We start from the raw sequence: 11,747 nt of genomic DNA, 5'->3' as shown, positions 1-11,747 counted from the left end.
TATTCCAGAACAACAAGTATGTTTCTCCATAGAAATTTCACAAACATTTGAGACTTTTAGAAAAGTCTGTTGTTGATAGTTATGTTACACTTTGCTCAGATTTTTCAAAATAAGGATCATATTATGAATACAACTAAACCTTTCCCTATTCCAACGGGATATTTCGGTATTCCTCTTGGTTTGGCAGCCTTATCTTTAGCTTGGCTTCATTTAGAAAACTTATTTCCTGCTGTGCGAATGGTAAGTGATGTTCTCGGCATTGTAGCAAGTGCGGTCTGGATTTTATTTATTTTAATGTATGCGTATAAACTTCGTTATTACTTTGAGGAAGTTCGTGCAGAGTATCATAGCCCAGTTCGTTTTTCCTTTATTGCATTGATTCCTATTACAACTATGTTGGTAGGCGATATTCTTTATCGTTGGAATCCTTTAATTGCTGAAGTTTTAATTTGGATTGGAACGATTGGTCAATTACTTTTCTCAACATTACGTGTCAGTGAATTATGGCAAGGTGGTGTATTTGAGCAAAAATCTACTCGTCCTCCGTTTTATTTGCCTGCGGTAGCTGCTAATTTTACCAGTGCAAGTTCATTAGCATTACTTGGCTACAACGATTTAGGCTACTTATTCTTTGGCGCAGGAATGATTGCTTGGATTATTTTTGAACCTGTATTATTACAACATTTACGTATTTCATCTCTTGAGTCACAATTTAGAGCCACCATAGGGATTGTTTTAGCGCCTTCGTTTGTATGTGTATCCGCTTATTTGTCACTCAATCATGGCGAAGTGGATACTTTAGTTAAAATCCTTTGGGGATATGGATTTTTGCAATTATTTTTCTTATTGCGATTATTCCCTTGGATTGTGGAAAAAGGACTTAACATTGGCTTATGGGGATTCTCATTCGGATTAGCGTCTATGGCAAACAGTGCTACCGCTTTCTATCATGGCAATGTTTTACAAGGTGTGTCTATTTTTGCCTTTGTTTTCTCAAATGTAATGATTGGCTTATTAGTTCTAATGACAATTATTAAATTAGCTAAAGGGCAATTTTTCCTAAAATAAGACATTTAAATTAACTAAGGCAGGGATTACCTGCCTTAATTATATATTCCATCTATTTGTCTTTTTCTATTTCAATTACTTCTACACAATCAAGCGTACCCGCTTTAATTCGCCATTTCACATTAAATTCATACAAACTCATTCCATAAATACGATTACTCGGTTTACCTTGTTGATAGGCTGGACGCGGATCTTGCTCTAGCACTTGGCGAATGAAACGACTTAAGTGCGGTCGTTTTTCTTCTCGTTTTTTTACCGCACTTTTGGCTTGTTCGGTAAATTCAACTGTCAGTTTTGCTGGTGGTTTTTCTTGGGCAAAGCTCGATTGCGCATTTGGCTCACTATCCGCATAGGCAATATAGGGTTTGATATCGAAAATCGGCGTGCCATCCACTAAATCCACCGCACCTAAATGGAGAAATACGTTACCGTTGATGCATTCTACTTGACGTAATTCGACTTTGGATAAACCGAGAGGATTTGAGCGATGAGTTGCGCGTGAAGCAAACACGCCAACGCGTTGATTACCGCCTAAGCGCGGAGGGCGTACGGTGGGTTGCCATTTTCCTTGTTGGATTTGGTCGAACTGAAAAATTAACCAAAGGTGACTGAATTGTTCCAATCCTCTCACAGCTTCAGGCGAATTATACGGCGGTAAGAGTTCTATAATGCCTACTCCGTCTTCAACTAAATTAGGTTGGCGTGGTACGGAGAATTTTTCTTTATAAGGCGTGTGGATAATGGCGATGGGCGATAAGGTTAAATCATTCATAAATTGGGTGTCTTAGTGTAGAATACGCGGTCTATTGTAATCAAAAGTGCGGTCAAAAAAAATGACAAATGAAAAATTGAAAATGTGGTGGGAAACGGCTCGACCAAAAACTTTGCCCTTAGCGTTGGCATCGATTTTTACAGGTTCGGCATTAGGTTATTGGGCGAATCCTCAAGGTTTTAATGGGCTTGTAATGGTGCTTTGTTTACTCACGACAATTTTATTACAGGTACTTTCTAATTTTGCCAATGATTATGGGGATCATCAAAAAGGTTCAGATACTGAAGAACGTATTGGGCCATTACGTGGCATTCAAAAAGGCGCCATTTCAGCAAAAGAACTGAAATGGGGATTAATTTTAATGGTGGTGGCAAGTTTTCTTTCAGGAAGTTTCTTGATTGGAACCGCTTATCAAAGCCTCTCCGATTTATTCGCTTTCGCTGGGCTTGGCATTTTAGCTATTGTTGCAGCCATTACTTACACTGTTGGCGCAAAACCTTATGGCTATATGGGATTGGGCGATATTTCTGTATTGGTATTTTTTGGTTTGCTTGGCGTTGGCGGCACTTATTATTTGCAAACTCACAGTATTGATAGCCACATTATTTTGCCTGCTATTGGCTCCGGTTTATTGGCAAGTGCGGTATTAAATATCAATAATTTACGCGATATTGAACAGGATGCAAAAGCTGGCAAAAATACCCTAGCCGTCCGTTTAGGTGCGTATAAAGGGCGTGTTCATCATTGTATTTTATTAAGTGTGGCGGCCCTATGTTATTTAGCATTTGCGGTGGCAACGGCCATTTCTTGGATAAATTATTTATTTGTATTAGCAATGCCATTGTTAGCTAAACACGCGATCTTTGTGTATCGCAGTCAGCAGCCAAGTGAATTGCGTCCAATGTTGGCTCAAATGTCTATGATTTCGTTATTAATCAATATCTTGTTTAGTTTAGGCTTGCTTATCGGCTAAATCGGCATATACTAAAGCAAACAAAATTTCAACAATCTATAGGGGAAAGTTATGTTTATTGATACTTCAGAACTTTGCGATCTTTATGCAGAACAAGTGGATGTCGTGGAGCCAATTTTTTCAAGCTTTGGTGGCGTAAGTCATTTTTACGGTAAAGTCACTACGGTAAAATGCTTTGAAAGTAATGGATTAATTGCTGAAGTATTAGAAGAAAACGGCGAAGGTCGAGTGCTTGTCGTTGATGGCGGTGGTGCGGTACGCCGTGGTTTGATTGATGCGGAATTGGCTCAACTTGCCGTTGATAATGGTTGGGAAGGAATTATTGTATATGGTGCAGTACGCCAAATTCAGCAATTAGAAAACCTCGATATTGGTATTCATGCCCTTGCGCCAATTCCAGTTAGTGCAGATGAAAGCAGTATTGGAGAAAGTGATATCCCTGTGAATTTTGGTGGCGTAACCTTTTTCCCAGAAGATTATATTTACGCAGATCTGACAGGAATTATACTTTCGCAAGAGCCTCTAGATTTAGAAGATTAATTTCTATTTGATTAGCATCTTATTTAAGCTTTCCCATTCTAGACTGTATATCATACTAAAAAATTAAATTATAACTATATGATATATAAAACCCCGTTCAATTTGAACGGGGTTAAAAGTGCGGTAAATTTTTAATGCGTTTTATGGCTCGTGCTATACAAAATTTTGTCCGTATAAGCCAAAGCAATTGCCGATACTAAAAAGCCCAAGTGCAACAATAACTGCCACATCATCGTTTTCTCTGGCATATTGCTTGCATTCACAAAAGTTTGCAACATATGGATAGATGAAATGCCGATAATAGACATAGAAAGTTTAACCTTCAATACAGTCGCATTTACATGGCTCATCCATTCAGGCTGATCGGGGTGATTACGCGTACGCAATTTGGATACAAAAATTTCATAGCCACCGATAGTTACCATCACAAGCAAGTTTGCGATCATCACAACATCAATTAAATTCAACACGCCTAACATAATTGTGTTGGAATCCATATCATTTACATTAATCACTAACTCCCATAAGCCTTTGATAAACTTATAAGAGTAGATTGCAAGGGTTACAATCAAGCCCAAATAAATCGGCACTTGCAACCAGCGACTAGCAAAAATTATTTTCGCGATAATATTCGATTGTTCGTTATATTTCGCATAAGGATCAACAGGTTTGTTTTCTTCCATAAGATTTTATTCCTAAATTAAACAGTGGGTTAAATAAACAAAAAAACCGCAAGAAAATAGCAGTTTTTTTGAAAATAGCAATAAGGAAATTGAGCTATTCTTATTTTATTTATATGTTTGAAGGGGTAGAAATTGATCCTCTCAAAATACAGGTCGGCTCTAACACTAAAGTGCGGTAATTTTCATTAGGATTTTTAATTCGTTGCAATAGTGCTTCTACAGCAAGTTTGCCAAGTTCAGCTTTCGGTTGGCAAATGGTGGAAAGGGGAGGTGAGAGATAACGAGCCAATTCAATGTCATCATAGCCCATAATTGAAAGATCTTGCGGAATACGTAAGCCTTGTTGCTGAATAGCTTGGTATGCACCAACAGCAATGGTGTCACTACAACAAAAAACTGCTGTTGGACGTGAAGATTGAGTAAGTAAAGATTGTATACCAAGGACACCGCCTTCAAAGTCAAAATGACTTTCGACAATCCAATGAGGATTTAACGCAATTTTTGCTTCCGACAGCGCATTTTTATAACCTTGCAAACGATTTTGTGCGACAGATTTTTTGAGATTTCCCGTAATAATGCCAATTTTACGATGTCCTGCATCAATTAATGCTTTTGTCGCCAAATAGCCACCAAGTGCTGAATTTTCGAGTATTTTATCTGCATTTAATTCAGTAAACCACCAGTCCATCACAACGAGTGGCAGCGAAATGGTTAACTCTATATCAGCCTGAAAACGGCTATCACCACACATCAACAGCAAACCATCCACTTGTTTGTGCATTAGAGTTTGCAGATTTTGTTGTAGGCGTTTGGCATCGCCACCAGTGGTGGCAATAATAAGATTATATTGATGCTGCTGACAATATTGCTCCACGCCAGCCATCACTTCCGCAAAGAATGGATTATTTGTTGCGGTGACAAGTAGCCCGATAGTTTTGGTTTCTCGCACCTTAAGACTTCGTGCAACAGCTGAGGGGGTGTAATTCAGTTCAGCGACAATACGCATCACTTTCTCACGAATTTCATCGCTAACAAAACGCGATCCATTAATGACATGTGAAACTGTGGAAGTCGAAACTTGCGCCAGTCGTGCAATATCTTTCATTGTCGCCATAAAAACACCCTAAAAATTCACCGCACTTTAAGCGTGTTCAAGAAAATCTAAAGTTTCTTGACGCATTGGAATAGAGGATTGAGCCCCTTTTTTCGTCACACTAATCGCAGCGGCAGCTTGCCCAAAACGAATGGCTTCATCAAAGGATTTTTCTTCCAATAAAGCCGTAACAAAACCGCCATTAAATGTATCACCAGCTGCGGTAGTATCTATTGCTTGCACACAAAAGCCCTTAATGATGCGGCTTTTACCTTTTCGACTGACAAACACGCCTTTCGCACCAAGGGTAATCATCACGGTTTCAATACCTTTATCGTGAAAAACACTCGCAGCTTTCACCGCACTTTGCTCGTCGGTTACCGCTACCCCCGTCAGGATTTCAGCTTCTGTTTCATTTGGTGTAATAATATCAATCAAACTCAATAATTCGTCCGATAAAATCTGCGCTGGAGCAGGATTTAGCATAACCTTAACACCATTTTTCTTAGCGATTTGAGCAGCCAGATCCACACCAGAAAGTGGGGTTTCTAATTGCATTAACAAGCAATCCGATTGTGCAATTTGTGCCTCACTTTGACGAACAACTATCTCACCCAAATGTGCATTTGCACCGCTAGCCAGTACAATACTGTTCTCGCCCGATTGGGCAACTTGAATAAATGCCATTCCCGTCATTTCCTGTGGAACGGTACTAATATGGGTTGTATCAATCCTTTCCTTGGCAAACGCATTTTTCATTGTTTCGCCAATGTTATCTGATCCAATACAACTAATGAACGCTACCTTTGCCCCTAAGCGAGCAGCCGCCACTGCTTGATTGGCACCTTTGCCACCATAGGCAATTTGATAATTTTGACCTGTTAGCGTTTCACCAGGTTTAGCAAAGTAAGGCACAGAAATAACGTGATCAGCATTGATACTACCGAGAACCGTGAGGGTTTTTCTCATTATTTTATCCTGTATTGTTATATTTTTTCTTTCTACACAATGGGACAAATATAATTTGCCCCATAATGTGATATAACGAGCTTATTCAGTAGATAGATTATTCGCTTATTACTTTCAAATCTACTGGAATTTTCGCTTCAACTTTTTCACCCTTTAAGATTTTATCAGCGGTAACAACACCTAATGAACCAATAAGCTCGGGTTGTTGTGCGATAGTTGCCGCCATTTTTCCACCTTTCACCGCTTTAACACCATCATCGGTACCATCAAAACCTACGATAAGGACTTTTTTATTTGCTGCTTTCACCGCACGCAATGCACCTAATGCCATTTCATCATTTTGCGCAAAAATTGCTTGAACATCACCTTTAGATGCCAACAAATTTTCCGTTACATTCAAACCTTTTGTTCGATCAAAATCTGCTGGCTGACTGGCAAGCACATTGAATTTATGAGCATCAATAGCTTGTTTGAAACCCTCGCCTCGTTCGCGTGCTGCAGATGTTCCCGCAATACCTTCAAGTTGAATCACCTTGGCATTATCGCCTAATTTCTGTGCGATAAAATCACCTGCCATTTTACCACCTGCGATATTGTCAGATGCAATATGGCTCACTACGTTTCCTTTAGCTGCGCCACGATCTAATGTAATTACTGGAATATGCTTACGGTTTGCAATCGCCACTGCGTTGCCAACTGCTTCAGAATCAGTTGGATTGATCAATAATATTTTTGCACCACGCACAGTTAAATCTTCGACATTAGCTAATTCTTTAGCAGGGTCATTTTGTGAATCAAGTACCACTAACTTATAACCTAATTCATCCGCTTTTTTCTGTGCGCCATCTTTTAACGTTACAAAAAATGGGTTATCTAATGTAGATACTGCCAAAGCGATTGTGTCTTGTGCAGAAGCAGAGCCAGAAACAGCCAAACCTAATAATACAGCAGAAGTAAGTGCGGTTAGTTTTTTCATAGTTTCTCCTTAAAGTGAGTTACAGTTTTTTTGTACCAAGATAGTTATCGGCTAAAACAGCAACCAAAATAACCAACGCTTTTGCTATCATTTGATAGTAAGATGAAATATCTAATAAATTTAATGCATTGTTTAAAAATCCAATGATTAATGCACCGATGAGAGTTCCCATTACACGACCTTTTCCCCCCATCAAACTGGTTCCACCGACTACCACGGCGGCAATTGCATCTAATTCATAAGATACGCCAGCAGTGGGTTGAGCAGAAGATAAACGTGAAGTAACAATTAAACCTGCTAATGCAGAAAGAAATCCACTGGCAGCAAAAACAAATACTTTGATTTTATTGACATTAATACCAGAAAGTTGAGTTGCTGATTCATTACCACCGAGCGCGTAGATATAACGACCAATAGGCGTGTGTTTTAAAATATACCAAGCGACAGCAAACACGATACTCATAATCCAAATTGGTACTGGGATACCTAAAAAATAGCCTGTACCAATACTGGCAAATAGATCAGCATTATCCGAAAAACCTGTCGTAATAGGACGACCATCTGTATAAACCATTGTCACCCCACGTAATAATGTCATCGTAACAAGGGTAGCAATAAACGCCTGAACTTTCCCTTTCGCCACAATTACGCCACTTATGCTACCAAGAAGTGTTCCAATCAATAAAACCACAGGAATTACTAAAAAAATAGGCAATTCAAGGCTTACCATTGAGGCTGCAATAGCGCCAGTCAATGCCAATACAGACCCCACAGAAAGATCTATACCTGCAATTAAAATAACGAAAGTCATCCCAACTGCAATAATCGCATTAACCGAAGTTTGACGTAAAATATTCAAAATATTATCTACACTGAAAAAATCGGGATTTATTACCGATACAATTGCGATAAGAATAATCAATGCAATAAAAGATCGTTGTTCAATCAAAAATTTGCCTATTTGGATAGAAGATGTTTCAGTTTTCATCATATTTACCTACGCTTATTTACCGATAGCTGCTGCTAATAATTTTTCTTGAGTTGCGTCTTTGCGAGAAAATTCTGCACTGATTCTGCCTTCTCGCATAACCAAAATGCGGTCACTCATACCAAGCACTTCTGGCATATCAGATGAGATCATTAAAATACTCAACCCCTCTTTCTTAAATTCGTTAATCAGCTGATAAATTTCTTTCTTCGCGCCAACATCTACGCCACGAGTTGGTTCATCTAAAATCAACACATTTGGGCGAGTCATTAATCCACGAGCGATTGCCACTTTTTGTTGATTTCCACCAGATAGCAAACCTACTTGTTGATCACGGTTAGGTGTTTTAATGTTAAACATCAAAATAAAGTTATCTACTGCCATTTTTTCCGCTTGATGGCGAATACTGCCTTTTTGTGAAAAATGATCGAGCGATGTGAGCGACATATTTTCTTTCACCGACATGCCTAAAACCAAGCCATCACCTTTACGATCTTCAGAAATATATACAATGCCATTATCCAAACCATCTTGCGGACTACGATTCTCAATCTCTTGATTTTTTAACCGCACTTTTCCCACTGTTTTTGGCAAAGCACCGTAAAGTAGCTTGCCGAGTTCCGTTCTACCCGCACCCATTAAGCCTGATACGCCGACAATTTCACCGGCATGCAATTTGAAGGAAACATCATCAATGCCGCTTCCGCTCACATGTTTCACATCCAATACACATTCGCCTTTTTCTTGTGATAAATGCGGATATTGTTCATCAAGACGACGACCAACCATCATTTCAATTAAATCATCTTCTGTAATCTCTGCCACAACGCGTTCACCGATAAATTGACCATCGCGTAAAACCGTCACATCATCACAAATTTTGAAAATTTCTTTTAAACGATGAGAGATATAAACAATGCCACGATTTTCTGCTTTGAGTTCACGAATCACATTGAATAGGGCTTCAGTTTCCGTATCTGTGAGCGCATCGGTTGGTTCATCCATAATGATAACTTTGGATTCAAAACTTAAGGCTTTGGCTATCTCCACCATTTGTTGCTCACCAATAGAAAGTTCAGCGCAAAGCTGTTTACTGCTGTGAGTTACCCCCAAACGCGCAAGCAGCTTGTCTGCTTCTTGGTGCATTTTCTGCCAGTTAATCGCTCCCCAAGGGGTTTTAAATTCACGACCAAGAAAAATATTTTCCGCAATAGTGAGATTGCCAACTAAATTAAGTTCTTGATGAATGATGCTAATACCAGCTTCCTGTGATGCTTTAGGTCCATTGAAATTAACTGATCGATTAAGATACTCAATCGTACCTGCATCTTTGGAATAAATACCAGTAAGCACTTTCATCAAAGTTGATTTACCTGCCCCATTTTCCCCCATCAATGCCATTACGCGTCCAGCGTAAACAGATAAACAGGCATTATTCAAGGCTTTCACACCCGGAAATGACTTATCAACACCACTAATTTTGAGTAAAGTTTCCATAATTTCACCCTAATTAAAATGGTACACCAGAATATAAAATGACATTGGCATAAGGTGAACATTCGCCAGTACGAACAATAGCTTTACTTTCGAGGGTAAATTTTTTAAAAGTTTCGTGCGATACAAATTCCACTTGTATTTGATTACCCTGATGACTTTCAAGTTGTTGAAGTTGTGTTAAAAGTGCGGTCAATATTTCTGGATTTTTTTCTTTAATTTCTTCTGCAATAACAACGCATTCAACATACATTTCATTCGTTACTACATTCAACGTTTGTAGAAAACTTGGTACACCTGCAGTTAATGCGAGATCGATACGTTCCACACTTAACGGAATTGGAAGTCCCGCATCGCAAATCGTCAAACTTTCCGTATGACCAAGTGTAGCAATGCAATGCGAAAGTTGCGCATTCAATAAAGCTGTTTTTTTCATCTAAAAGCTCCTTTTTTGTTATCGAAACGTTTCGATAAGACAAATATAGATAACAAAAATAGAAAAACAACTAAGAAATTTCAAATTTGGGATATTGATCACAAAATTTCTAGATAGGACAAAAAATTCTCCGACCAAATTTGCATTCAATCGGAGAATAAATTATTGAAGATTTTCTTGATTTAAGACATTCAACCTCGCCAAATCCACCTGATTATTTAACAACTCCACATCGGGCATCGTTTTATTGGCTTTTGCGGAAAGGGTTTTAAATCGTTCTACTTTGCCAACTAAGCCTTGTTGGCCAACAAGTGCGGTTACTGTGCTGTTGTATTGGTTGCTGACGGTAGAAAGCGTATTGCCGAGCTTACTCAAACGTTCTGCCACCAAGCAAATTTGGTTATAAATTTCGCCCGCTTTTTCGGCGATTTCTTTTGCCTCAGCATTACCACGTTCGATACGCCAGAGGTTTGCCACGGTGCGTAAAATCGGCATTAATGTAGTGTGAGAAACCATAATGACATTACGTTCATAACCATAATTAAATAAAGCAGGATCAGCTTTTAAAGCCTCAATATACGCAGGTTCCACTGCAATAAACATAAGAACAAAATTTGGGCTACGCATGCCAATCAGATTGCTGTAATCTTTTTTATGCAGATCGTTAATATGACTTTTCAATGCGGAAATATGCTCTTTGAGTAAACGCTCACGTTCAAAATCATCGTCAGAATTTACCGCACTTTCATAAGCCACCAACGACATTTTGCTATCGATAATTAAATGTTTCTCATCGGGTAAATTCAACACAAAATCAGGGTAATTGCGTCCACCTTGTTCATCTTTAAAATGCGCTTGAGCACGGTAATGCACATTTTCTTCAAGCCCTGTCAGTTGCAACGCTCGTTCTAATTGCACTTCGCCCCAGTTGCCTAAAGTTTTCTTTTCGCCTTTCAGCGCTGAAGTTAAATTACTCGCCTCTTGCGACATATTCAGACCAATTTCCAGCACTTTTTTGATTTCAGCTTCCAAGCCTGCATTGCCTTTCAGGGATTCAGAGTGAATTTCATTGACCCGTTTTTGGAAACCTTCAATTTGCTCACGGAAAGGCTTGAGCAAGGTTTCCAAGGCGGTTTGATTTGATTGACTAAATGATCGACTTTTTTCATCCAAAATCCGATTGGCTAGATTTTGAAATTCCACGCCCAACTGCTGCTTGGATTGTTCAAAGTTCTGTTGTTGTTCCGAAAAATGTTTTTCTTTCTCTGCTAACGTTGTTTTTAATCCTGTTAATTCTTGAGAAAGTGCGGTCAATTTTTCAGTCAAATTTTGTCGTTCTTGCGTGAGATGATGTATTTGTTCATCACGTTCAGTTAAACGATATTGCAGCCCTTGATTTTCAGTCTGTACTTTAATTGTTTGTTGTTCAAACTGGTTTTTAATGCCACTAAGTTCATCAAATTTACTAGCAAGTTGATTATAATCTTGAGTCGTTTTCGATAATTCTTGATGAAGATGTGTATATTTTTGCTGGCGTAGAATAAGTAATAAAATCAATATAATAACAACAGCTAACAAGCTGAAAAGTAAGAAATTTTCTGACATATCTCTCTCTTAATGGAAAACACAAATTGTAGTGAAAAATATTATTTTAATTCTGCTTTAAAGTGCGGTAAATTTTTTAACTGATTTAGAATTTATGCCCATACAAAAATTAATTATTCTAGTCAATTTTGATGGCAATGCTTTAGAAAA

Annotated in this window: 12 protein-coding genes; 3 read left to right on the top strand and 9 right to left on the bottom strand. The window is 38.5% G+C overall.

Annotated features, from left to right (window positions below):
- Positions 1–123 precede the first annotated feature (123 nt).
- Positions 124–1,068 carry a dicarboxylate transporter/tellurite-resistance protein TehA gene (tehA, locus tag ACPT8O_RS01390; protein WP_041175265.1) on the top strand — a complete coding sequence of 315 codons (945 nt, stop codon included), beginning with the start codon at positions 124–126 and terminating at the stop codon, positions 1,066–1,068.
- 52 nt (positions 1,069–1,120) lie between these two features.
- Here tehA and tsaA read toward each other — a convergent pair whose 3' ends face one another.
- Positions 1,121–1,840: a tRNA (N6-threonylcarbamoyladenosine(37)-N6)-methyltransferase TrmO gene (gene tsaA, locus ACPT8O_RS01385; RefSeq protein WP_021034612.1), complete on the bottom strand. Its 720-nt coding sequence runs from the start codon at positions 1,838–1,840 to the stop codon at positions 1,121–1,123.
- A gap of 61 nt (positions 1,841–1,901) precedes the next feature.
- On the opposite strand from tsaA, the gene menA reads away from it, so the two are divergent.
- Positions 1,902–2,813, top strand: a complete 912-nt coding sequence (gene menA, locus ACPT8O_RS01380; RefSeq protein WP_021034613.1) for a 1,4-dihydroxy-2-naphthoate octaprenyltransferase — start codon at positions 1,902–1,904, stop codon at positions 2,811–2,813.
- A 51-nt stretch (positions 2,814–2,864) separates the two neighbouring features.
- On the top strand, positions 2,865–3,353 hold the full coding sequence (gene rraA, locus ACPT8O_RS01375) for a ribonuclease E activity regulator RraA (protein ID WP_021034614.1): 489 nt from the start codon (positions 2,865–2,867) through the stop codon (positions 3,351–3,353).
- A 131-nt stretch (positions 3,354–3,484) separates the two neighbouring features.
- Here the strand turns inward: rraA and ACPT8O_RS01370 are convergent, their stop codons facing one another.
- The 8 genes from ACPT8O_RS01370 to rmuC form a co-directional block, all read right to left on the bottom strand.
- Positions 3,485–4,036 (bottom strand): TIGR00645 family protein, encoded by a 552-nt coding sequence (locus tag ACPT8O_RS01370; protein ID WP_005632696.1) that lies wholly within the window; start codon positions 4,034–4,036, stop codon positions 3,485–3,487.
- 109 nt (positions 4,037–4,145) lie between these two features.
- Positions 4,146–5,150 (bottom strand): substrate-binding domain-containing protein, encoded by a 1,005-nt coding sequence (locus ACPT8O_RS01365; RefSeq protein WP_005688661.1) that lies wholly within the window; start codon positions 5,148–5,150, stop codon positions 4,146–4,148.
- Between the two features lie 27 nt (positions 5,151–5,177).
- Positions 5,178–6,098, bottom strand: coding sequence for a ribokinase (gene rbsK / locus ACPT8O_RS01360; protein ID WP_021034615.1), 921 nt, complete (start codon positions 6,096–6,098; stop codon positions 5,178–5,180).
- Between the two features lie 97 nt (positions 6,099–6,195).
- Positions 6,196–7,074 carry a ribose ABC transporter substrate-binding protein RbsB gene (gene rbsB / locus ACPT8O_RS01355; protein WP_021034616.1) on the bottom strand — a complete coding sequence of 293 codons (879 nt, stop codon included), beginning with the start codon at positions 7,072–7,074 and terminating at the stop codon, positions 6,196–6,198.
- Between the two features lie 19 nt (positions 7,075–7,093).
- Entirely contained in the window at positions 7,094–8,062 is a 969-nt protein-coding gene (rbsC, locus tag ACPT8O_RS01350) for a ribose ABC transporter permease (RefSeq protein WP_041175266.1), read from the bottom strand.
- 15 nt (positions 8,063–8,077) lie between these two features.
- Positions 8,078–9,559 carry a ribose ABC transporter ATP-binding protein RbsA gene (gene rbsA / locus ACPT8O_RS01345; protein WP_021034618.1) on the bottom strand — a complete coding sequence of 494 codons (1,482 nt, stop codon included), beginning with the start codon at positions 9,557–9,559 and terminating at the stop codon, positions 8,078–8,080.
- 13 nt (positions 9,560–9,572) lie between these two features.
- Positions 9,573–9,992 (bottom strand): D-ribose pyranase, encoded by a 420-nt coding sequence (gene rbsD, locus ACPT8O_RS01340; RefSeq protein ID WP_021034619.1) that lies wholly within the window; start codon positions 9,990–9,992, stop codon positions 9,573–9,575.
- A gap of 162 nt (positions 9,993–10,154) precedes the next feature.
- Complete coding sequence (rmuC, locus tag ACPT8O_RS01335; RefSeq protein WP_021034620.1) at positions 10,155–11,597, bottom strand: DNA recombination protein RmuC; 1,443 nt, start codon at positions 11,595–11,597, stop codon at positions 10,155–10,157.
- Between the last annotated feature and the right edge of the window lie 150 nt (positions 11,598–11,747).

The organism is Haemophilus sp. HN_Hi08 (genome assembly GCF_049824455.1).
In the GTDB taxonomy this organism is placed as follows: domain Bacteria; phylum Pseudomonadota; class Gammaproteobacteria; order Enterobacterales; family Pasteurellaceae; genus Haemophilus; species Haemophilus influenzae_D.
Note: the sequence above shows the minus strand (reverse complement) of the source record. Positions and strands in the feature narration are given on the sequence as shown.

Coding starts and splice junctions, on each gene's coding strand:
- rbsC (WP_041175266.1), bottom strand. CDS start 8,062: ATGAAAACTGAAACATCTTCTATCCAAATAGGCAAATTTTTGATTGAA.
- tehA (WP_041175265.1), top strand. CDS start 124: ATGAATACAACTAAACCTTTCCCTATTCCAACGGGATATTTCGGTATT.
- rbsA (WP_021034618.1), bottom strand. CDS start 9,559: ATGGAAACTTTACTCAAAATTAGTGGTGTTGATAAGTCATTTCCGGGT.
- rbsB (WP_021034616.1), bottom strand. CDS start 7,074: ATGAAAAAACTAACCGCACTTACTTCTGCTGTATTATTAGGTTTGGCT.
- rbsK (WP_021034615.1), bottom strand. CDS start 6,098: ATGAGAAAAACCCTCACGGTTCTCGGTAGTATCAATGCTGATCACGTT.
- menA (WP_021034613.1), top strand. CDS start 1,902: ATGACAAATGAAAAATTGAAAATGTGGTGGGAAACGGCTCGACCAAAA.
- rraA (WP_021034614.1), top strand. CDS start 2,865: ATGTTTATTGATACTTCAGAACTTTGCGATCTTTATGCAGAACAAGTG.
- rbsD (WP_021034619.1), bottom strand. CDS start 9,992: ATGAAAAAAACAGCTTTATTGAATGCGCAACTTTCGCATTGCATTGCT.
- ACPT8O_RS01370 (WP_005632696.1), bottom strand. CDS start 4,036: ATGGAAGAAAACAAACCTGTTGATCCTTATGCGAAATATAACGAACAA.
- ACPT8O_RS01365 (WP_005688661.1), bottom strand. CDS start 5,150: ATGGCGACAATGAAAGATATTGCACGACTGGCGCAAGTTTCGACTTCC.
- rmuC (WP_021034620.1), bottom strand. CDS start 11,597: ATGTCAGAAAATTTCTTACTTTTCAGCTTGTTAGCTGTTGTTATTATA.
- tsaA (WP_021034612.1), bottom strand. CDS start 1,840: ATGAATGATTTAACCTTATCGCCCATCGCCATTATCCACACGCCTTAT.